The 22,706-nt window shown below is 37.9% G+C and carries 23 protein-coding genes; 18 read left to right on the top strand and 5 right to left on the bottom strand.

Annotated elements, in window-relative coordinates; genetic code table 11:
* Nucleotides 1-12: 12 nt before the first annotated feature.
* A complete protein-coding gene (locus tag L1275_RS05120) occupies nt 13-888 on the bottom strand; it encodes an AraC family transcriptional regulator (protein WP_253470496.1) in 876 nt (291 codons plus the stop codon).
* Between the two features lie 232 nt (nt 889-1,120).
* On the opposite strand from L1275_RS05120, the gene hemA reads away from it, so the two are divergent.
* From hemA to L1275_RS05170, 10 genes are all read left to right on the top strand, one after another.
* Entirely contained in the window at nt 1,121-2,380 is a 1,260-nt protein-coding gene (gene hemA / locus L1275_RS05125; protein WP_253470498.1) for a glutamyl-tRNA reductase, read from the top strand.
* Nucleotides 2,373-3,299: a hydroxymethylbilane synthase gene (gene hemC, locus L1275_RS05130; protein ID WP_253470500.1), complete on the top strand. Its 927-nt coding sequence runs from the start codon at nt 2,373-2,375 to the stop codon at nt 3,297-3,299. The genes hemA and hemC overlap by 8 nt, the downstream gene beginning before the upstream one ends.
* A gap of 34 nt (nt 3,300-3,333) precedes the next feature.
* Nucleotides 3,334-3,999, top strand: coding sequence for a uroporphyrinogen-III synthase (locus L1275_RS05135; protein WP_253470502.1), 666 nt, complete (start codon nt 3,334-3,336; stop codon nt 3,997-3,999).
* A 42-nt stretch (nt 4,000-4,041) separates the two neighbouring features.
* A complete protein-coding gene (hemE, locus tag L1275_RS05140) occupies nt 4,042-5,067 on the top strand; it encodes a uroporphyrinogen decarboxylase (protein ID WP_253470504.1) in 1,026 nt (341 codons plus the stop codon).
* Nucleotides 5,068-5,130: 63 nt separating this feature from the next.
* On the top strand, nt 5,131-5,493 hold the full coding sequence (locus tag L1275_RS05145; RefSeq protein WP_253470506.1) for a hypothetical protein: 363 nt from the start codon (nt 5,131-5,133) through the stop codon (nt 5,491-5,493).
* A gap of 54 nt (nt 5,494-5,547) precedes the next feature.
* Nucleotides 5,548-6,450, top strand: a complete 903-nt coding sequence (gene hemF, locus L1275_RS05150) for an oxygen-dependent coproporphyrinogen oxidase (RefSeq protein WP_253470508.1) — start codon at nt 5,548-5,550, stop codon at nt 6,448-6,450.
* Nucleotides 6,451-6,490: 40 nt separating this feature from the next.
* Complete coding sequence (hemB, locus tag L1275_RS05155) at nt 6,491-7,483, top strand: porphobilinogen synthase (RefSeq protein WP_253470510.1); 993 nt, start codon at nt 6,491-6,493, stop codon at nt 7,481-7,483.
* Nucleotides 7,484-7,560: 77 nt separating this feature from the next.
* Entirely contained in the window at nt 7,561-7,986 is a 426-nt protein-coding gene (locus tag L1275_RS05160) for a c-type cytochrome (RefSeq protein ID WP_253470511.1), read from the top strand.
* 239 nt (nt 7,987-8,225) lie between these two features.
* Nucleotides 8,226-8,690 (top strand): N-acetyltransferase, encoded by a 465-nt coding sequence (locus L1275_RS05165; protein WP_253470513.1) that lies wholly within the window; start codon nt 8,226-8,228, stop codon nt 8,688-8,690.
* Complete coding sequence (locus L1275_RS05170) at nt 8,687-9,217, top strand: hypothetical protein (RefSeq protein WP_253470515.1); 531 nt, start codon at nt 8,687-8,689, stop codon at nt 9,215-9,217. The genes L1275_RS05165 and L1275_RS05170 overlap by 4 nt, the downstream gene beginning before the upstream one ends.
* 269 nt (nt 9,218-9,486) lie before the next feature.
* On the opposite strand, the gene L1275_RS05175 is transcribed toward L1275_RS05170, so the two are convergent.
* Nucleotides 9,487-9,897 (bottom strand): hypothetical protein, encoded by a 411-nt coding sequence (locus tag L1275_RS05175; protein ID WP_253470517.1) that lies wholly within the window; start codon nt 9,895-9,897, stop codon nt 9,487-9,489.
* A gap of 348 nt (nt 9,898-10,245) precedes the next feature.
* On the opposite strand from L1275_RS05175, the gene L1275_RS05180 reads away from it, so the two are divergent.
* From L1275_RS05180 to L1275_RS05205, 6 genes are all read left to right on the top strand, one after another.
* Nucleotides 10,246-11,847 carry a fumarate hydratase gene (locus L1275_RS05180; RefSeq protein ID WP_253470520.1) on the top strand — a complete coding sequence of 534 codons (1,602 nt, stop codon included), beginning with the start codon at nt 10,246-10,248 and terminating at the stop codon, nt 11,845-11,847.
* Nucleotides 11,848-12,047: 200 nt separating this feature from the next.
* Complete coding sequence (locus L1275_RS05185; RefSeq protein ID WP_256499788.1) at nt 12,048-12,524, top strand: methylated-DNA--[protein]-cysteine S-methyltransferase; 477 nt, start codon at nt 12,048-12,050, stop codon at nt 12,522-12,524.
* A 58-nt stretch (nt 12,525-12,582) separates the two neighbouring features.
* Entirely contained in the window at nt 12,583-13,740 is a 1,158-nt protein-coding gene (locus L1275_RS05190) for a serine hydrolase (protein ID WP_253470522.1), read from the top strand.
* Between the two features lie 5 nt (nt 13,741-13,745).
* A complete protein-coding gene (locus tag L1275_RS05195) occupies nt 13,746-14,459 on the top strand; it encodes a 3'-5' exonuclease (protein WP_253470524.1) in 714 nt (237 codons plus the stop codon).
* A 522-nt stretch (nt 14,460-14,981) separates the two neighbouring features.
* Nucleotides 14,982-15,440: an OsmC family protein gene (locus L1275_RS05200; protein ID WP_253470526.1), complete on the top strand. Its 459-nt coding sequence runs from the start codon at nt 14,982-14,984 to the stop codon at nt 15,438-15,440.
* Nucleotides 15,441-15,570: 130 nt separating this feature from the next.
* The gene (locus L1275_RS05205) at nt 15,571-17,262 is read left to right on the top strand and encodes an ABC transporter ATP-binding protein (protein ID WP_253470528.1); all 1,692 of its coding nucleotides are present in this window, start codon (nt 15,571-15,573) and stop codon (nt 17,260-17,262) included.
* 78 nt (nt 17,263-17,340) lie between these two features.
* Here the strand turns inward: L1275_RS05205 and L1275_RS05210 are convergent, their stop codons facing one another.
* Complete coding sequence (locus L1275_RS05210) at nt 17,341-18,690, bottom strand: saccharopine dehydrogenase family protein (RefSeq protein ID WP_253470530.1); 1,350 nt, start codon at nt 18,688-18,690, stop codon at nt 17,341-17,343.
* 120 nt (nt 18,691-18,810) lie between these two features.
* On the opposite strand from L1275_RS05210, the gene L1275_RS05215 reads away from it, so the two are divergent.
* Both L1275_RS05215 and pckA read left to right on the top strand, forming a co-directional pair.
* Nucleotides 18,811-19,203 (top strand): DUF423 domain-containing protein, encoded by a 393-nt coding sequence (locus L1275_RS05215; RefSeq protein WP_253470532.1) that lies wholly within the window; start codon nt 18,811-18,813, stop codon nt 19,201-19,203.
* Between the two features lie 76 nt (nt 19,204-19,279).
* Nucleotides 19,280-20,893: a phosphoenolpyruvate carboxykinase (ATP) gene (gene pckA, locus L1275_RS05220; protein WP_253470534.1), complete on the top strand. Its 1,614-nt coding sequence runs from the start codon at nt 19,280-19,282 to the stop codon at nt 20,891-20,893.
* A 306-nt stretch (nt 20,894-21,199) separates the two neighbouring features.
* Here the strand turns inward: pckA and L1275_RS05225 are convergent, their stop codons facing one another.
* On the bottom strand, nt 21,200-21,943 hold the full coding sequence (locus L1275_RS05225) for a uroporphyrinogen-III synthase (protein WP_253470536.1): 744 nt from the start codon (nt 21,941-21,943) through the stop codon (nt 21,200-21,202).
* 20 nt (nt 21,944-21,963) lie between these two features.
* Entirely contained in the window at nt 21,964-22,629 is a 666-nt protein-coding gene (locus tag L1275_RS05230; protein WP_253470538.1) for a DUF4271 domain-containing protein, read from the bottom strand.
* Nucleotides 22,630-22,706 lie beyond the last annotated feature (77 nt).

Here is a 22,706-nt window from a genome sequence, read left to right on the forward strand (position 1 = left end):
GATTTGGGAGTTTTATGAAATATTTTGACTGATAGACATCAGGTATTTTTTTGGCGTAGTGCCGAATTTCTTTTTAAATGCTGAAATAAAATGACTGGCTGAACTATAGCCTATTTTTAATCCAACTTCGGTGACATTGTAATTGCCGTTGTTGAGAAGTTTTCGCGCGAATTCCATTTTATAGTCAAACAAGAAGCTAAATACCGAATCGCCATAAATTTGTTTAAAACCCATTTTGAGTTTTTTGATGTTGATTCCAACGGTATCTGCCAGTTCTTGTAAGGTAGGAGGTTCGGCCATACGACTAATGATGATATCTTTCGCCCTTCTTATTTTTAATACATTTTCCTCGTCAATTAGGAACGGGCAGTTCTCGGCATTGGGATCCTCATTGCGGTTAAAGTATAAACTTAACAATTCATAGGTTTTACCCTTGTAGTACAGTTTTTTTATAGATGGATTCAGATGGTAATTAAAAACCTGATTGAGAACAATGGCCATAGAAGGGGTGATACTCTCTTCTCCATAATATTTTTTGTCTTTGGTTTCCTCGTTGAGAAAACCGATAAAGGCAGCTTCTGTCGAGAATAGAGAGTGAAACTTTTGTATCGAAATCAATATCGAAACGATCCATGAATTGGGAGCAATTTCTAAATGCACCGGAAGTTCGCGTTGCGGGTTGTACAACACTAAAGACCGCTCCCCTTGGAGTTCTAAAGCATAACTCCCTTGGTTGAATAAAAATCGCGCACTGCCCTTTAAAGCGAAGTGAAATTGGATGATTCCCATTTTCATTTCCCGTTCATAAGTTAAGGTTTCTTCGGTCTGATTGTCGAAGCGTAACAAGATAAAATCATCCTCAATAATAACTTCTTCGTATGGACTCATAGCGGTATTTTTTTTATTTATAAATCGCTTATTCTTATACTTTTTTATTTAGAACGAGTCTAGATAAGTTCTTTTGAAAGTATTGCTGTTGCTACAAAAGTACTGGTTTTTATAATAATATGCACAGTTTTGTGTAGTTTTTCTAAGAACGATATAAATAGTCCCGCTAGCGGTGTTTTTATCGTTACCTAAGTTATACATTTGTCTACTTTTTAGAATAGAAGGGAATAATATGGAAAACTCAACTAAGGTAAAACACACTTCATTTTATGTCATTGGCTTGAATTATCAAAAAGCTGATGCCGAAATCCGAGGCAAATTTAGCTTGAGCGATACAGCCAAAAGTGCTATTTTTGATCAGGCAAATGAAGAAGGTATAGAGAGTTTAATTATTATTTCTACCTGCAATCGAACCGAATTATATGGCTTTGCTCAACATCCTTTTGAGTTGATTAAATTGTTGTGTGAGCACAGTAACGGTTCTATCGAAGATTTTCAAAAGGTTGGGTATGTCCATAAGAATATGGATGCTATTTCTCATATGTTTCGAGTAGGAACGGGATTGGATAGCCAGATTTTGGGAGATTTTGAGATTATTAGTCAAATCAAAAACAGTTTTCTACAAGCTCGCGAGAAAGGATTGACCACCAGTTATTTTGAACGATTGGTCAATGCGGTAATTCAAGCGAGTAAGCGAATTAAAAATGAAACAGAAATCAGTTCCGGTGCTACTTCGGTATCGTTTGCCTCTGTTCAATATATAATGAATACCATTTCCGATATCAGCCAAAAGAATATTCTCTTATTTGGTACGGGAAAAATTGGCCGTAATACCTGCGAGAATTTGGTCAAGCACACCAAGAACGAACATATTACGTTGATTAATAGAACCAAGGACAAAGCCTTGGAAGTTGCGGGTAAATTTAATCTGATTGTAAAGGATTATGCGGACTTGCACTCGGAGCTTCGACATGCCGATGTTTTAATCGTCGCGACTGGGGCTCAAAACCCTACCATTGACAAGACCCTATTAAATTTGAATAAACCCTTGTTGATATTAGATTTGTCGATTCCTAAAAATGTTGACGAGAACGTAAGGGATTTGCCGGGAGTGGATTTGATTCACCTCGATCATTTGTCGCAGATGACGGATGATACTTTGGAACGACGTAGACAATTTATACCACAAGCCGAAGCGATTATCGAAGAGGTTAAGACCGAATTTTTGGCGTGGGCACAAGCGAGGAAATTCGCACCGACCATCCATGCTTTAAAGTCAAAATTGGAAATTATTAAAGATAATGAGTTAAATTATCACCGTAAAAAAATAGAGAACTTTCAGGAAGAGCAAGCGCAGTTGATCAGTATGAGAATCATACAAAAGATCACCACACATTTTGCGAACCATTTAAAACATGAGGATACCATGGTAGACGAAAGTATAGAATGGATTGAAAAAGTTTTTCAAATTGAAACCGTAAAAAATGACTAAAACAATACGTATTGGAACTCGCGATAGTGAGTTAGCGCTTTGGCAGGCGAACACTGTAGCTAAAAAATTGCGCGATTTAGGTTATGAAACCGAAATTATCGCTGTAAAATCGACCGGTGATTTAGTCTTAGACAAGCCCTTGTATGAAATGGGGATTACGGGAATATTTACCAAAACATTGGATGCAGCTATGCTTAATGGTTCGGTAGACATCGCCGTACATTCGATGAAAGATGTTCCTACGGCTTTGCCTGTGGGAATTGTTCAAGCGGCTGTTTTAAAACGAGCCAGTGCAAAAGATATTTTGTTGCATCAGGGTGATTTAAGCTTCTTGGAAAAGGCTACTGCAACAGTGGCAACGGGAAGTTTAAGACGAAAAGCACTATGGTTAAACAAATATCCTCAACATCAAACGGTTGATTTGCGCGGAAACGTCAATACGAGAATGCAAAAATTAGCGGATAATAATTGGGAGGGCGCTATTTTTGCGGCTGCCGGTTTAGAGCGCATTGCTAAAAAGCCAAAGAATTTTATCAATCTAGATTGGATGGTACCTGCGCCAGCACAGGGAGCTATGGTTGTTCTGGCTTTGGATACGGATGAATATGCTTTAGATGCTTTAGCGCAATTAAACGACATTGAATCTGAAATAGCTACCTATATAGAACGCCAGTTTTTAAGAACACTTGAAGGCGGGTGTACAGCTCCTATAGGTGCATTTGTACAGTATAATGAACACGATGATACGCTGACCTTTAAAGGAGTCTTATTATCTTTAGATGGTACTGAAAAATTTGAGGTTTATAAAGAAGTACCCATAGAGGAATGGAAGAAATTAGGTTTCCATGCTGCCAAAGAAATCTTGGACAATGGTGGAGCTGTATTGATGGAGAAACTTCGAGAACAATTAAAAAAATAAGCATTGCTGTTTATTCAGTTTGCTGTATCAAACCATGATTTATCCCCCAACTGTTTTATCGACAAAAGTATTTCACACTACACAAAGAGATTTGGTGAAGCACTGTGATATACAGTTTGTTGAGCGGGATTATATACAGGTGCGACTGTTGGATTTTCATGTCGATCACTTGTTTGATTATTTGTTGATTACCAGTCAAAATGCGGTTAAGAGTTTATTGCAGCATGCGAGTCATGCGGATTTAAAGCGCAAACCCGTTTTTTGTGTAGGCATAAAAACCAAAGCACTTTTGGAAGCTAGCGGATGGCATGTGGTGGCCTGGGCTCATTATGCGATCGACTTAGCGCCGATGATCACTCGCGACTATCCAAATGCTAAAATCAGCTTTTTTAACGGAAACTTACGCAGTGCGGTTTTACCCATAGCCTTGCAAAGCGCTAAGATGGAATTCAACGAATTTCAAGTTTACCAGACGGAATTAACCAGCGAGCTACTGACGATCAAACTAGATGGTATCTGTTTCTATAGTCCATCTGGAGTGTATAGTTATTTGCAACAAAACGAAATTGGTGATGAAGTGTGTTTTTGCATCGGAAAAACCACTGCTGTTGCCTTAGAAGGAATTACAGAACGCTTGATTCTAGCAACTCATCCCACGGTTGAGGCTACTTTAGAAGCCTGTGTTAATTATTATAAATAGAACTTCTTATTTAAAGATAAGAAAATTTTTAAAACAAACAAAATGATTAAAAACGATTTATTCTTAAGAGCTTTAAAAGGGGAGTCTGTTGAACGACCACCGGTATGGATGATGCGTCAAGCAGGGAGGTATTTACCCGAATTTCGTGCTTTACGAGATAAATATGATTTTTTTACGCGTTGTAGAATGCCGGAAATTGCTGCTGAAATCACCGTACAACCGATCCGTATTGTAAAACCGGATGCAGCGATCTTATTCTCGGATATCCTTGTGATTCCGCAGGCTATGGGTATTGATGTGGAAATGAGAGAAAATATAGGTCCTTGGGTGCCCAATCCAATTCGTTCTGCCAAAGATGTAGAGCAAGTTATCGTACCCAATATCGAAGAGACCTTGGGGTATGTGATGGATGCAATCAAGGTAACTAAAGAAATGCTAAACGATGAGGTGCCGTTAATTGGATTTGCCGGTTCACCGTGGACCATACTTTGTTATGCTGTAGAGGGCAAGGGATCCAAGAGTTTTGATACAGCTAAGGGATTTTGTTTTTCACAACCCGAAGCGGCTCACGCTTTGTTGCAAAAAATAACGGATACGACGATTTTATATTTGAAGGAAAAAGTAAAAGCTGGAGTTAATGCCGTGCAGATTTTTGACTCCTGGGGTGGTATGTTGTCTCCAGTGGATTATCAAACTTTTTCTTGGTACTACATCAATCAGATTGTAGAAGCCTTATCAGAAGTAACACCAGTGATTGTTTTTGGGAAAGGCTGTTGGTTTGCTTTAGGCGAAATGGCACAATCAAAAGCTTCTGCATTGGGAGTAGATTGGACTTGTTCTGCAAAGAATGCTCGTTTATTTACCGGCAATAAAATAACCCTACAAGGTAATTTTGATCCAAGCCGTTTGATGTCGCCAATACCTACTATTAAAAAAATGGTGCATGAAATGATTGATGAATTTGGGAAAGACCAATATATTGTCAATTTAGGTCATGGAATTTTACCACATATTCCCGTGGATCATGCTAAAGCATTTATCGAAGCGGTTAAAGAATACGGACAATAAAAAAATAAGGAGTTTGTGGCTATACTGCAAACTCTTTTTCAATCATAAAAAAACGTAAAAACCATGTTAAACAAAGGTATGCGCAGTGAAGAGGATCAACGAATCAACTCGATTTTGAAGAAATTGATGACTTTGGTGTTTCTTCCAGAAAATTGGAATGAATTAGAATTGGAAACCGAGCTGAATAAAATAGGAATGAGTGTCGAAGATCTTCGCAATTTTGATTCTGATACACTAAATCAGCATTTGATAAAATTTAATTTCGATTGGAAACATATGGAGGAGTTTGCCGATGCCTTAGTGGTATGGTCCAAACGAGAAGGATATTCCAATCTTAAAGAAAAGGCCAAGGCACTTTATCAATTTATACAAACTGAGAGCAAGTCGTTTTCGTTTGAAATTATGAGTAAACTAAGTCAATTGTAGTTCATTACTCGTAGTATTGAAATTACAGTTGATTAAAGAAAATAATACCGATACATGAAAAATCAGTTTTATCAATATATCCTAACATTACAGGATACCATAACAGCTAGGTTAGAGCAACTAGACGGTGTAGCTAAATTCCAAGAAGACTTATGGGGTCGTCCAGAGGGCGGTGGTGGAAGAACCCGCGTTATTGAAAACGGTCGTATTTTTGAAAAAGGAGGCGTTAATATTTCTGCGGTTCACGGTGCTTTACCTGCGGCGATGCAAGCCTATTTTGGCGTAGGAGAAGTGGATTTCTTTGCCTGTGGATTGAGTTTGGTGTTGCATCCTCACAGTCCTATGGTACCTACTGTGCATGCGAACTGGCGTTATTTTGAGATGTATGATACCGATGGAACGGTTTTGAAATCTTGGTTTGGCGGTGGGCAAGATCTAACGCCTTATTATTTGTTTGAAGAAGATGCTGTACATTTTCACGCTATTTGTAAAAAGGCCTGTGATCGTCACCATCCCGATTTTTATCCCTTGTACAAAAAACAATGTGATGCGTATTTTTGGAATACCCATCGTGAGGAAGCTCGTGGAATTGGAGGTTTGTTTTTTGATCATTTACAACAAACCGACACCCAGTCCATGCAAGATTGGTATGCTTTTGTAACCGAAGTTGGTGATAGTTTTTTAGAAGCTTATGTACCCATAGTGGAACGCAGAAGTAAAGAGTCGTTTACAGACGCCAATAGAACGTGGCAAGAAATCAGACGTGGGCGATATGTTGAGTTCAATTTGGTTCACGATAAGGGAACCTTATTTGGATTGAAAACCAACGGTCGTATCGAATCGATTTTGATGAGTTTGCCTCCAAAAGTGCAATGGGTTTATGACCATCATCCCGAAGTGGGCTCTGAAGAAGAGCGACTACTAAAGGTTTTAGCAGTGCCACAAGCTTGGATGTAACTACAAGTCTTAAAAGTGATTAATAAAAAAAGTAAAAAATATGTTTCCATTAGAAAGAGGTAGAAGGTTGAGAGTGAGTGAATCCATTAGAAGTTTAGTGCGTGAAACGATTGTAACTCCGGCTGACTTTATGTTTCCGATGTTTATTGCGGAAGGCAGTAATGTAGAAGAAGCGATTCCTTCTATGCCTGGTATCTATAGACGTTCGATAGATTTGACTGTAAAAGAAGTCAAAGAATTGTATGCCTTGGGAATCCGCGCGGTTAATATCTATGTTAAAGTAGGAGAGCATTTAAAAGACAATACGGGTAAAGAGGCATGGAATCCAAATGGATTAATGCAACAAGCGATTAAAGCCATCAAGGACGCTTGTCCGGAGATGATTGTCATGCCCGATGTGGCTTTGGATCCGTATTCGATTTATGGTCATGACGGTATTATCGGCAAAGGTAAAATATTGAATGATCCAACTGTTGAGGCTTTGATGCAGATGAGTGTTTCTCATGCTGCGGCGGGAGCTGATTTTGTGGCTCCAAGTGATATGATGGATGGGCGAGTACTGCGCATTCGTCAAGCTTTGGATACTAGTGGATATACCGATGTGGGAATCATGAGTTATTCTGCCAAATATGCCTCTGCTTTTTACGGCCCTTTCCGCGATGCGCTAGACAGTGCACCGGTGGATAATGCAGAAATTCCGAAGGATAAAAAAACCTATCAGATGGATTATGCCAACCGTTTAGAGGCGATTAAAGAGGCACTTTATGATGTGGAGGAAGGTGCGGATATCGTTATGGTAAAACCGGGGATGGCTTATTTGGATATCGTGCGTGAAGTAAAAGATGCGGTTCATGTACCAGTGGCGGTATTTCAGGTATCTGGAGAATATGCTATGGTTAAAGCGGCATCTGAAAGAGGTTGGTTGGATCACGATAAAATTATGATGGAGCAATTGACTTGTATCAAACGGGCAGGAGCCAGTTTGATATCCACCTATTTTGCTAAAGAAGCAGCTATACTATTATCAAAATAAAATAACTGTTTATCAATGTTGGATGTGGTTTGTTATCCTTAAATTTGGGAGACAAAATAAACAACAAATATACACTTATGACAACAATAATGAAATCGGCACTACTGGTTTTAGGATTGCTTGCATTGACCTCTTGTAAAAAAGAAACCAATGCTAAAGAAGAAGGTTTGTATCCAACAGTAGTGGGTACAGAAAATAAAAGCTCTGAGGAACAAAGTACTGATCCAGCTCAAATGATAGCACAGGGAAAAGTACTTTTTGAGGGGAAAGGTACTTGTAACAGTTGCCATTTGGCAGATAAAAAAGTTATAGGGCCGAGTATCAAGGAAATCACTAAAATCTATGCCGACAACAAGGCGAGTATAGTGACCTTCTTACAAGGAGATGGCGAGCCAATCGTAGATCCGTCTCAATTTCCAATTATGCAGGCTAATTTCGCCATAACTAAAAAGATGAGTGAACACGAGCTTAAAGCTATGGAAGCTTATATGAAAAGTTTTTAATCACGATAAATCAAAGAACCGCTTTTATGGCGGTTCTTTTTTTTTGAATAATTTGAAATAGGTATTTTTTGGTTTGCGTTTGCCGTCACTGTCGTGCGAGTACTGGCGCGTATGAAACAGTAGTATTTTGAATTTTGCTACACAAAGGGATTGAATCTGTCGAATTTTATTTGGTGTGGCAAAGTGGATTATAGCATAGGTAATTTACATATTTGTAAATTATTTTGTATATTTACTATATGGAAATAACTCATATAGCGACTTCCGGATCTAAAAATGTTGTAATAGAATTAGTAGAAGAAACAGATTATCAGTTTATTACAGCAGTAGAGTTCCATTTTGATTGGGTTTTAGAGCGGGAGAATAATGTATACAAGTTAAAATTTCCTGATGAGATCGAGATTTTGGGATTGATGTCTATAAAAGTCTTTTTTAAAGAAATGAGGATTGAAATAGTGTTATTGGCAGCAGCAGTAAAAAACACCGGTACTCATAAAGAATATGATGGAATAGTAGGTAATTTAATTGCATTTGCATGTAGGGAATCCATAAAGTTATGTGGTGAATACGCTTGTGTATCCTTACATCCAAAAACCGAGTTGAAAAAGTACTATATGAAAAAGTATGGATTTGAAAATGCGGGTAGGCAAATATTTCTTGAAGGCAGTTCCTTGTTTAGTCTACTCAATAAATACAAAATATGAAAAATCAAAAAGAGATAGAAAAATATAGTCCTGAAGAACTCGTTGAAGCGGTTGTTTTTAAGAATCCTATTCCTAAGTCGGAACTAAAAGAAGCTGCTGAGGAATTGGCGGAAGCGAGAAAGGATAAAAGAAAAAATCAAAGTGACAATCAGGTGCTTTACTCCAAAATGCTTCAATTGCGGTTTTTAATGGAGGATTATACGGCCTCATTAATATATGATGAAAATCAAACCTTTGCATCATTTCTAAAATCGTATATCAAACTTCTTTATAAAACGAATAAAGATTTTGCGGAAGACATCGATTTAAAGCAAACCGAATTAAGTTTAATTTTAAATGAGCATCGACTGCCTACTGCTAAAATGATTGTGCGTTTAGAAATACATTCTAATAATGCCATACCTGCATTGAGTTGGTCGAGGCTTGTTGAAAAACAGAGGGAATACAAACTTGAAAATGACATTGAATTTAAACAAGAGCAGAAGAAATTTGTAAAAAACTGTCTTGAATTTGAAAATGTAATTTAAACCTTTATACAAACCGTCCTCCATTTCTGTGCGAGTACTGGCGCGTGTGAAACAGTAGTATTTTGCATTTTGTACACAAAGGGATTGACTCCGTCGAATTTTGTTTGGTGTGGCAGCTGAGGTTGATATTAAACAGAAAAGCGCTCAATATTGTTGGGCGCTTTTCTGTTTAGTTTGAAAGTGCTTCTTTGAGATTGAATTTAAAGAATACACTTAGAGTGGGCTTGTTAAAGAGGTTTTGCCTCTATAATATAAATCAAAAAAAGCGCTTATGGTTTTACAATTCCTTTTTCAATCATTTCTAACATTACGGGAGAAGCATTTTTAAAAGTAGGTGCTTGTTCGATAAGACTCCCTATGTTTTTCTTATTGACTTTAAAAGTTAAATCCATTTCTGTAGTAAACAGCAAAGCCGTTGTGAATGGGTTTTTAATATAAGAGCTCAACAGCATAAAAGTTTCATCAACGGTGTGAAAACTTTCTATTTCCTCTGTTTTGTATCGAGATGTAAGGGCAAAGTTGTATCCGCCAGTTTCCAGAATATTCAGGCGTACATAAATATTTTTAAGATCGGTATCGCCCATGGTTTTTGCCAAAGTTAGCTTGGCGAAAGTACCATCGTTAACACTGGACTTGACTTGTTCGTAAAATTGACTAAAAACAGGACTGTATAACATCATGATAGGTTTTGAATTGCAAAATTACATTAAGTGGCGAAATAGCCCCTTCTTTTCGTGTTTTTTTTCAATTGTAAATCTGGAGCAATGTTAGATAGTGTTGAGTATTAGAGTTTTATGATGATTAGTCTTTACGCTCTTGTTAGATGTTGTAGTGTGTTCTGGTATAAAAACCCGTAAACAAATATAAGTGGAGTTAGTATATGACGGTTTTAAAGTATTAAAATTTAAAAAGAATGATTGCAGATAAAAAAGTATCATAAAGCGGAAATCCTTTATTTAGAGTCATTCTAAGGGGTTAAACAAAACTGATTTTGTAATTTTACTTCACAAAAATAAACTAACAATTCCATGGACTTTTTTTATCAAGACCCTTATCCAATCCAGAAGGATACGACCACTTACCGTAAAATCACTTCCGATTTTGTACAAGTAGAAAATTTAGGCAACCGTCAAATTTTAACTGTCGATCCTCGTGGATTGGAATTGTTAGCTGAAACTGCGATGGACGATGTTTCGTTTATGTTGCGTACCGCGCATTTGGAAAAACTGCGCGCCATATTAGACGATCCAGAAGCTACGGACAACGATCGTTTTGTGGCTTATAACTTACTTCAAAATGCTGCTGTAGCTATAGAGGGGCAATTGCCTTCTTGTCAGGATACCGGAACGGCTATCGTTGTAGGTAAAAAAGGGGAGAACATCTATACCGGTGTTAATGATGCCGAATGGTTGTCTAAGGGAATCTTTAATGTGTATCAAAAGAAAAACTTGCGATACTCTCAGATTGTACCGATCAGCATGTTTGAAGAGAAAAATTCAGGTTCTAATTTACCGGCACAAATCGATCTATACGCGACTACAGGAGCTGCTTATGAATTTTTGTTTTTGGCAAAAGGTGGTGGATCAGCCAATAAAACCTTTTTATATCAAAAGACCAAATCGCTGTTGAACGATAAGTCGATGGCTGAATTTATACGTGAAAAAATAAAGGATTTAGGAACTTCTGCTTGCCCGCCTTATCATTTGGCGTTGGTGATTGGAGGGACCTCTGCGGAGGCTAATTTAGCAGCTGTTAAAAAGGCTTCGGCTGGATATTATGACCATTTACCTACTTCGGGTAATATGGGTGGGCAAGCCTTTAGAGACCTGGAATGGGAAAAAAGGCTGCAACTGATTTGTCAGGAGTCGATGATCGGAGCGCAATTTGGCGGGAAATATTTCACGCATGATGTACGAGTGATTCGCTTACCGCGTCATGCTGCATCTTGTCCTGTTGGATTGGGGGTTTCCTGTTCTGCTGATAGAAATATCAAGGGAAAAATTACTGCTGAAGGAATTTTTGTCGAACAATTGGAGCAAAACCCTGCGCGTTTATTGCCAGAGGTTGCGCCACATCTCGAGGCGCCAGTCGTGGTGGACTTGAATATGCCGATGGATGAAATCCTGGCGGAATTGACAAAATATCCGATCAAAACCCGATTGATGTTAAACGGAACCGTAATTGTAGCACGTGATATTGCACATGCGAAAATCAAGGAAATGTTGGACAACGGACAACCGATGCCGGAATATTTTAAAAACCACCCGATCTATTATGCAGGTCCTGCAAAAACCCCGGAGGGAATGGCTTCTGGAAGTTTCGGACCGACCACTGCGGGAAGAATGGATCCTTATGTTAAAGAATTTCAAGCAGCAGGTGGTAGTAAAATCATGTTGGCCAAGGGTAACCGCTCAAAAGAGGTAACCGAAGCCTGTGAACAATACGGCGGATTCTATCTCGGTTCAGTAGGTGGGCCAGCTGCAATTTTGGCTAAAGAAAATATATTAAAAGTAGAAGTAGTCGATTTTGAAGAACTCGGAATGGAAGCGGTTCGAAAGATTACCGTAAAAAACTTCCCTGCGTTTATCATCACCGATGACAAGGGCAATGATTTTTTTGCCAACTTATAGACATTACTTAAAAGCCACCCACATAAGGTGGCTTTTTTGTTTTTGGGCGTTCCCCTTCGGGTCAGGTGTTGCGCTATATCTTTGGTGTCGCTGTCGCTATACCAAAGGATGCCGCTTCACCCCTTAACGCAACTCGTACTAGTGCAAGCTCTATTAAAAAATGTATATTTGTAGTAGTAGTAGAACGCACCCTGATAATTATGATACATACCGCTTTGATGTCCGCCCCATTTGGAATGCTTTTTATCGAAGCAAATTCGAGTGGAATCACGCAGATTCGCATAGCGGAAGTTGTGGACCAATCCACAAAATCCAGTTCTGTATTTATCGAGCAGGCCATTGAGCAATTGCAAGAGTATTTTGCTGGTCAACGCAAAATTTTTGACCTGAGCTTGGATCCCATCGGGACCGATTTCCAACAAAGAGTTTGGGCTGAATTGCAGAAAATTCCACACGGGAAAACCCTTTCTTATTTGGAAATGGCTCAACGCTTAGGTAATGTAAAAGCCATACGTGCCGCTGCAAGTGCCAACGGTAAAAATCCGCTGTTGATCGTTATTCCCTGCCACCGGGTCATTGGTAAAGACGGTGCTTTAGTCGGTTTCTCCTCGGGATTAGCGGTAAAAAAGTGGTTGCTGGATCACGAATCCGAATTCAAACAGCAATCTTTGTTTTAAACAAGCCTTGTCGAAACAATTTAATTTGTATTTTAGTAGGCATTTTAAAAATAAACCGATGAAAAAACTGTTTAAAATACTTAAAATCATAATAATTACGTTGGTGGTACTCGTGGCTTTGATGTATGTTTTCAAAGTGGATTATTTGATTACTGCTGTGCGTACCGTATATTTTCACGGGCATAAAACCGCTTTTTTAGTTGATTATAAATATTTTCCAAATAGAGAAATTAAAAAGGGGATTGCACAACCGTGGCATATCGCCAAAGATTATAATACCGTTAAGGCTACAGAACGATTAGAAAGTACCAACAAGGAACTTCAGACCGTGGCATTTATCATTATCAAAAACGACAGTATTTGGTATGAGAGTTATTATGATGGTTATGATAAAGACTCTAAAAGCAATTCGTTTTCTATGGCCAAAAGTGTGGTTTCTGCCGCTCTAGGAAAGGCCATCATGGAGGGGAAGATCAAGAGTTTGGATCAAAAGGTCATTGATTTCTTACCGGAGTTAAAGGGAACTTATAAAGATCAAGTTACCGTAGGTGATTTGTCGTCCATGGCATCGGGTTTAAATTGGGACGAACAGTATTACAGTCCACTTTCGATCGTTACGAGAGCGTATTTCGATAAAGACCTGAGAAAAGTGATGTTGGGATTGGATATCAGTACGAAGCCGGGTCAGCATTTTGAATATAAAAGTGGCGACACCCAATTGTTGGCGATGGTTTTGGAAAAAGCCGTTAAGAAACCGCTGGCAGTTTATGTGTCTGAAAAATTCTGGCAACCTTTAGGAGCTGAAAATGATGCTTTGTGGCAATTGGATCATGAGGGCGACGGTATTGAAAAAGCGTATTGTTGTATCGCCAGCAATGCTAGGGACTTTGCCCGTTTCGGTAAATTGTATCAACAGCATGGAAAATGGGAGGGTCAGCAAATACTCGATAGCGCTTTTGTCGCCAAATCGATTCAACCGCGTTTTCCAGAAAGTCCGGAATATGGTTATGGCTGGTGGTTGAATAACTACCGCAATAAATCCATGTTTTATATGCGAGGGCATTTGGGGCAATTTGTTATCGTAATTCCTGAAGACGATATGATTATCGTGCGTTTAGGGCATCTTAAAGGGCTTCAAACCACTGCCGATGCACATAGCAATGATTTTTATATCTATGTCGATGAGGCATACCAAATGTTGGGACAAAGAAAATAACTAAGATGATCGATAAAATACTTTTAGAGCATATTTTGTTTCTCGATATTGAAACCGTACCAGAACAAGCGGCTTACGAGGATTTGGATCCGGAGATGCAAATGTTGTATGAAGCTAAAACTAGTTATCAGCGAAAGGACGCTGTCAGTGCGGAGGAATTTTATTCCCACGCTGGGATTTGGGCCGAGTTCGGTAAAATCGTTTGTATATCTGTCGGTTATTTTGTTTTTAAAAACGACATCAGGCAGTTTAGAACCACCTCTTTTTTTGGGGAAGAACCGCAGTTGCTAAAGGATTTTAGCGCATTGCTGGAAACGCATTTCAGCAAACCTCAATACGTGCTGTGCGGACACAATGCTAAGGAGTTTGACTATCCATTCCTAGCGAGACGAATGATTATTCACGGATTGAGAATACCGGCGAAACTCAATTTGTTTGGAAAAAAACCGTGGGAAATTCCTCATTTGGATACTTTGGAATTGTGGAAGTTCGGCGATTTTAAACACTATACTTCTTTAAAGTTATTGACGAAAATATTGGACATACCTTCGCCTAAAGGAGATATAGACGGTAGTCAGGTGGCTCAAGTCTATTATCAAGATCAGGATATCGATCGGATAATCACTTATTGCGAAAAAGATGTCGTTGCTGTTGCTCAGATCGTTTTGCGCTTCAAAAGACAGGATTTGTTGGTTGAAAATGAATTATTTTCAATTTGAGTTAAAGAAAAGTTAAAAGATGTATTTATGTAGGTTAGTTGGCAAAACATCTGCAAATTTGTGTCATTAAACAAAGAAAAATGAACAGTTATAAACATTATTCATCAAATTTTACCATGTGGATTCTATCCGCGAGGGATCTTGTTGTGTAGTTTTATTTCAGAATAAAAATATATATTTAGAGCCCTCGCCTTTTGCGGGGGCTTTTTTTTTACAGAAATTTAAAAGTGATCGAGTCCTTTTTTACAATTATAAAACCGCGTGTTAGTGTGGGATTTACTGTTGAAAAGGCGTTAGAGAACTGATAATCATTAAAAGAATACAGTATGAGTTTTAATTATTTTACATCGTCATTTATTTGCAAGTGTATGCATAATATGCACTTGTGGCTTTGCAGTTGCTTAAATTGATGTGTTTATAAGTTCGTACGAATGAAATAAAAAGTCTTTTTGGTAACTGCTCCAGAAAGACTTTTTTTATAGAATAAAATGAGATTTTTTAATTTAAAAACAAAAATAGGTAATGGGTAAAAAACTAGTAAAAGTACTGGGATTCTCAGCAAAGGAGAGCCAGTTTGTCGTCAAGTCAAAAGATTTTTCTTTGACATTAAACAACGAAGTGGGATTTGTCACTTCAAAACCGTCAAGTTCGGTTGAATTTCTATTGGCTAATTTGGCAGGCAGTATACACGCAGTGGGTAAGGCGGTTGCTAAAGAGCAGCAATTAAATTTGAGATCGATTCAGTTGGAGATTTCGGGAGAAATTGAAGCGTCTAAATGGGAGGCTTCTGAAAAAAGAGGGGATGTTGGATTTAAAACCGTCCATGTTGTGATCAAACCTACTTCAAGTGCTTCTATCGTAGCCTTGAAGAAATGGATGGATTCTGTGAAAAACCGTTGTCCAGTATATGCAAATATGAATAAATCGACTGCGGTTATTTTAACTTTGGTAAAAGAATATGATGTGGTTAATGTGGCGTAATAATGGCATAGCCGGCTATAAGGAGAAAGCGTTCTCTTTTTAATTAGTTGGAAAGAGAACGTTGTTTTTAAAGGCTTAGCATTTTTTATTTTAATACATTGCACTATATTTTTAAGCACAACATTACAGTATGTCATTAAAGAAAGTTTTAGAAGTTAATTCCGTCGCTATCGATTTTAAGGTTGATAAAATCTGGAAGCCCATTGTAAAAAGGCTTTCTTTTTATATTGGTCACAATGAGATTGTTGGAATAGTTGGGGAGTCGGGTTCTGGAAAATCCGTAACGTCTTTGGCTTTGATGGGATTGTTGCCTCAAGAGGTTTCTAGAATATCCAATGGAGAAATTGTTTTTGGTGATGTTGATTTGACCAAAATCAATCAAAAGGAATGGCGCGGAGTACGTGGCCAGAAAATAGCTATGATTTTTCAAGAGCCGATGAGTTCTTTAAATCCATCGATGACTTGTGGACTTCAGGTTGCGGAAATGTTGATGGAGCATACTTCGGCATCAAAAAAAGAAATCCGATCTGCGGTGATCTCACTTTTTGAGAAGGTTAAACTACCAAATCCCGAGGAGATCTTTATAAAGTATCCGCATCAGATTTCTGGTGGACAGAAACAACGGGTGATGATTGCAATGGCGATTGCCTGCAAGCCGGAACTGCTGATTGCTGACGAGCCAACTACGGCTTTGGATGTTACCGTACAGCAAGAAATTATTACATTATTACGGGATTTACAACAAGAAACCGGTATGAGTATATTGTTTATCACGCATGACTTGGCGTTGATATCAGAAATCGCACATCGTACTATTGTTTTGTATCAGGGTGAGATTGTCGAACAAGGTCTGACCACTCAGATTTTTGAAAATCCCACACATATTTATACCAGAGCTTTAATCAAGTCAAGACCATCATTGGATTACCGATTGGATCGATTGCCTACCATATCCGATTTTTTAAACAACACATCGATTTCCGAAATCGTCACAGACGAAGAGCGTCAACAGCGTCACGAGGAATTGTATAAGCAATCACCTTTGTTGGAAGTTCGCGATTTGGGTAAAACGTATTTTAATGGGGGAAATTGGTTTAGAAAGAAGGAGTTCCAAGCGCTTTCGGAGGTTAATTTAAAAATTTACGAAGGAGAAACTTTGGGATTGGTAGGGGAAAGTGGTTGTGGAAAATCAACTTTAGGAAATGCTATTTTGCAATTGGATCCCGCTACTTCGGGCACTATCTTTTATAGAGGACAGGATATTACAAAATTGTCCAAAAGTCATCTTCGCGCATTGCGAAAGGAAATACAAATTATTTTTCAAGATCCTTATTCTTCGTTAAACCCAAGAATTACTGTCGGAAAGGCTATTATGGAGCCGATGAAGGTACATGGTTTATACGGTTCTGATCGGGAGCGTAAAATGAAGACCATCGAAATTCTGGAGCGAGTAGGTCTTGATGAAAGTTGTTTTAATCGCTATTCTCACGAGTTTTCGGGAGGGCAACGCCAGCGAATTGGCATTGCTAGAACCATTGCCTTACAGCCTAAACTGATTGTATGTGATGAATCGGTTTCCGCTTTGGATATTTCGGTACAAGCCCAAGTTTTAAACCTGTTGAACGAACTGAAGGAGAATTTTGGATTTACCTATCTGTTTATTTCTCATGATTTGGCTGTTGTCAAATATATGTCGGATCAAGTAGCTGTGATGAGTAAGGGGCAAATCGTTGAAATGAATGAGGCCGATGATTTGTATAGAAACCCACAAACGGCATACACTCAAACTTTGATTCAGGCAATACCCAAGTCGAGACAGTAAGGTAGTGGCTAGTGGATGAGTACTAGTAAATAAAAAAGCCCTTTCATGATTAAGTAGAAAAGGCTTTTGTAGTTTTGATTAATATCCTCGGTAAGGAACTTCTTTTTCATGAAATTCAATGCCGTAATTCTCTAGTTCTTTGAGAATCGGTTCGTAAACATCTTTATCTATCGGCATTTGTACACCGGGTTTTGTAATGATGCCTTTTAAAATTTTTAAGGCGGCAATGGCAACGGGTAGTCCAACGGTTTTTGCCATAGCTGTATAGGTTTGATCGTCGCCGATACACACCATTTTGGAATCGATTTCCTTGTGTTCGCCATTCAATTCATAACCGAATTTGTGATACATCACAATCATATCCTTGTCGTTTTCCTTTAACGACCAGCTGTCGCTGAGTATTTTTTCGAGTATCTGTGCAGGAGTTGCATTTTTTAACCCGATGATTTTATCGGGATTAAAGATATCCAGTTCCATCAATTTATCCCACATGATGTCATCTTGGTCTAAATTTAAGGCCAAACGCAGTTTTATCTCCACTGAATCTGTACGGTGATAAGGCAGATAGGAATTAATAAAGTCGCGATACGACATATGTTCTGAATTGTCGATGGTGTAGGAGTCGTCGGTTAGTCCTAATTCTACAAACATATTCCATGCTTTGGAATAGCCAACTCTACGAATAGTTCCTCTGAAAACCGTTAGGGCATCGTCTAATCCGTATATCGAGCGGTATTTTAGTGAATCTCTATTGGCGTAACCTTCAAAACGGCCGTAGCCCTCAATTTCCATAAACTCAGTTCTTCTGAAAACCTTGTTGTATGGAATGTATTTGTATTGACCTTCCTGGATGAATTTCGCTGCGCCACCTTGTCCGGCAAGGACTACGTTTCTCGGATTCCATGTGAATTTGTAATTCCATAAGTTGTCGTCCGATTCGGGTGCAACCAAACCTCCACAAAACGATTCAAACAAGATGGTTTTACCGCCTTTTGCGCGGATTTCATCGAGTATCTTCATTGCGCTCATATGATCGATACCGGGATCTAATCCAATTTCATTCATAAAAACCAAGCCGTTCTTTTTGACCTCTTCATCTAAAGCGGCCATCTCTGGGCTTATATAAGAAGCGGTTACCAAGTGCTTCTTGTAGGTCAAGCAATCTTTGGCAAGTTCGATATGCATAAAAGCGGGTAACATGGAAATAACAATAGAGGCTTTGGCTATTTCTTCTCTTCTGTGCTCCACATCAAATAAATCAAGAGAAATAGCTGTTGCATTAGGATGATTTTGGGTCTTCTTTTGAGCTAATTCTAACGAAAGATCAGCTATAGTTATATGTAAATTTTCTAAATCAGATTTTTCTAACAGATATTTAATAAGAGATGAAGCAGATCTTCCGGCTCCAACAATTAAAATATTTCTCATAACTTGGCTTTTAATTAAGATACGAAAATAGCGATTTCGTTAGCGTTAAAAAATAAAAAACCCATTTAATTTGGGAAGGGAAATTAATTTTAAGAATCGTATATTTGAAATAAAAATAGTATGGACAAAAAAATAATCGGTTTGGCGGCTTTTATGGGCGGAATTGCCGTGATTTTAGGAGCATTTGGTGCTCACGGTCTTAAAGCCGTACTCGATGAGAATCAGTTGTTAACGTTTGAAACTGGCGTGAGATACCAGATCTATCATGCCTTGTTTTTGCTGTTCGTGGGTGCTGTACCTATATTGACTAGTAAAACAAAAAAAATTATAGGGTATTTAGTCGGTTTTGGAGTTTTGTTTTTCTCTGGATCCATCTATTTACTCGCGACAAACGGTTTAACTGCGGTTGATTTTAAATTTTTAGGACCCATAACGCCGCTTGGTGGGGTTTTATTAATTGCAGCTTGGTTTACGGTCGGCTATCAAGCCATTTTTGTCAAAAAAGGGATTTAAAAACGATTTTAGTGTCGTTATTTTTAAATTTATTTCTAAGTTTGCAAACATATTAACAACAACACATTTTATAGATATGAATGTTTCTAAATCTATCTCGTTAGAAAAATACGGAATTGCGGATGCGGTTGAGATTATACACAACCCTTCTTACGAATATTTGTATGACGAGGAAATTAGCCCGAAGTTAGAAGGGTTCGAAAAAGGCGAGGTAACAGAGCTTGGAGCAGTTAATGTAATGACAGGTGTGTTTACGGGACGTTCGCCTAAAGATAAATATATAGTTAAAGATGCGGTTACAGAAAATACAGTTTGGTGGAATTCTCCGCAAAGTGTAAATGACAATAAACCGATCGATCAAAATACTTGGAATGCGCTTAAAGAAACTACGGTAAAACAGCTTTCGAATAAGAAGCTATTTGTTGTTGATGCGTTTTGTGGTGCTAATGAAAACTCTCGTTTGAAAGTGAGATTTATCATGGAAGTAGCTTGGCAAGCACATTTTGTTAAAAATATGTTTATCCGTCCTACTCAAGAAGAGTTGGATAATTTTGGTGAGCCGGACTTCGTGGTTATGAATGCTTCTAAAGCTACTTTTGACCAATATAAAGACTACGGGTTAAACTCGGAAGTATATATCGCTTTTAACCTTACAGAGAAAATCCAAATCATTGGAGGAACTTGGTATGGTGGTGAGATGAAAAAAGGAATGTTTGCTATGATGAACTATTATTTACCATTAAACGGAATGGCTTCAATGCATTGTTCTGCTAATAAGGGTAAAGATGGTGATGTAGCTGTTTTCTTCGGTCTATCTGGAACGGGTAAAACAACACTTTCTACAGATCCTAAGCGTGAATTGATCGGTGATGATGAGCACGGATGGGACAACGATGGTGTTTTTAACTTCGAAGGAGGTTGTTATGCAAAAACCATTGATTTGAGTAAAGAACATGAGCCGGACATTTATAATGCCATCCGAAGAGATGCTTTATTGGAAAATGTTACGGTATTAGAAGGAGGGAAGATCGACTTTAAAGACGGTTCTACCACTCAAAATACACGTGTTTCTTACCCAATTTATCATATCGATAATATTGTTAAGCCGGTTTCTAAAGCGGGACATGCGACTAAAGTGATCTTCTTAACAGCAGATGCTTTTGGAGTGATGCCACCGGTTTCTAAATTGACGCCAGAACAAACAAAATATTACTTCCTTTCTGGATTTACAGCTAAATTAGCGGGTACTGAAAGAGGAGTTACTCAACCAGAACCTACGTTCTCCGCTTGTTTCGGAAAAGCATTTTTATCTTTACATCCAACCCAATATGGTGAGGAATTAGTGAAGAAAATGGAGGAGCATAATGCGACTGCATATATGGTGAACACCGGATGGAATGGAACAGGAAAGAGAATTTCTATCAAGGATACAAGAGCGATTATCGATCGTATTTTAGATGGTTCCATAGAAACAGCTGAAACTGAAATTGTTCCAATTTTTAACTTGGCAGTGCCAAAAGCTTTGGCGGAAGTGGATACAACTATTCTAGATCCTAGAAATACGTACCAAGATGCAGCGGAGTGGAATGCTAAAGCAAAAGATTTGGCTGCTTTGTTCGTAAAGAATTTTGCAAATTATACCGATAATGAAGAAGGACAATCTCTAGTTGCTGCAGGGCCACAGATTTAAGGTACTTTTTAAATATAAAAAAGCCCGATAATTTTAAATTATCGGGCTTTTTGTTTTTAAGGCTAAATACAGGTTGTTTTGTGTAAGACTAACTACGATGACTGCAAGTCTGAAAAAACTTCCTTAAATCGCTTAATAAGGCGGTTGTTTGTCTAGGCTATACGGGTTTGTTGTAAAACAAATGGCCTATCTTTTTGAGATAGCCCATTTGCTTATTTTCTATTCGGTTTTCGAATCTATAAAATATTTAATCGATCCACATTTATCCCGCAAACCTACTAGTTACTAATTACTAGTCACTGATTACTATTTATTAGCTTTGGCAATGTATTTCTCGAGCGCCATAGTCATCGAAGGAGCCTCAGGGCTTGGTGCCATGATATCTACTCTAAGACCGTGGTCTAGTGCTTCTTTTTGTGTGGTGCTTCCGAAAACTGCGATACGTGTATCGTTTTGTTCGAAATCTGGAAAATTCATAAAAAGAGATTTTATTCCGGTAGGGCTAAAAAACGCCAATACGTCATAATATACATCTTTTAAGTCCGAGAGGTCACTCATCACTGTTCTGTAGAAAACACCTTCTGTCCAGTCAATTTTCAAAGCGTTTAATGTCGTTGGGACATCGGCGTTTAATTGATCTGAAGCGGGTAATAAAAACTTTTCGTCTTTATACTTTTTAATTAAAGGTGCAATATCAACGAAGTCTTTAAGACCTACATAGATTTTTCGTTTTCTGTAAACTACATATTTTTGAAGATAGTAGGCTACGGCTTCTGATTGGCAGAAATACTTTAGAGTTTCAGGAACTTTATATCTCATTTCTTCAGCTACACGAAAAAAGTGGTCAACAGAGTTTTTACTCGTTAATATGATTGCAGAATAATTATTCAAATCAATCTTTTGCTGGCGAATTTCTTTGGCTGATACACCCTCAACATGAATAAAAGGTCTAAAGTCAAACTTTACCTTTAATTTTTGTTGTAATTCGAAATACGGTGAATTTTCTACTTTAGGCTCTGGTTGAGAAACCAAAATTGTTTTCACTTTCATATATTTTATGTTCTAATGCTCTAAGATTTTGTAAACCAATAATAAAGGAAAAAATAGGGAGCTATTTCAAGAGTGCAAAGATACAAAATAAAATAAAAGAATCTGTTAAGAATTAAATTTTGATAATTCCTTAAAAAGATAATGTATAATATGATGTTTGTTGTCATTAATGCAAGCATTATGATGAAAAGAGGGATTTTGCTTGAAAAATCATTATAAAAAAGAATGAGATTAGCCGGTAATATCAGTAAAGATACATAGGTACGGTAATTGACTTTTTGTAAATTGAATTGTTCGGAAAATTCCTCAATGTTGAATGCAATCGCTACGATTTTCTCGATTAAGTATTTGGCTAAAATAAAAAAGGTAATGAAATTTAGGATTCTGATAAAGGAGATAAACGAGTAATGGTTGAGATAGCCAAAGCTTTTTAAGCAAATCTGTACAAAGAAAGTACCCGATATCAATTGTACTAAAAAAAGGGAAATAGTAAAACTGTTTTTGATGTTGGCGCTGTCCTTGTAGATCTTGGTGTATTTCTCCGATACAATGAGGCGAAGATATTCGGCGAAACGAACTTCGTAAACATTTTTATTGATAGCAATAATACCAAAGCAAAGCAAAAACAGCAATGTTGCCCAGTCTTTGTTCTCAATCACTCTTTGGGTTAATGTAAAATCCATCATATCGGGTGTAAAATTACTAAATTTTTTTTCAGAAAAGGATATTGTAATTTATTTGTGGAATAACTTTATAGAAAAAG

This window comes from Flavobacterium sp. HSC-61S13 (assembly GCF_024171535.1).
Classification (GTDB): domain Bacteria; phylum Bacteroidota; class Bacteroidia; order Flavobacteriales; family Flavobacteriaceae; genus Flavobacterium.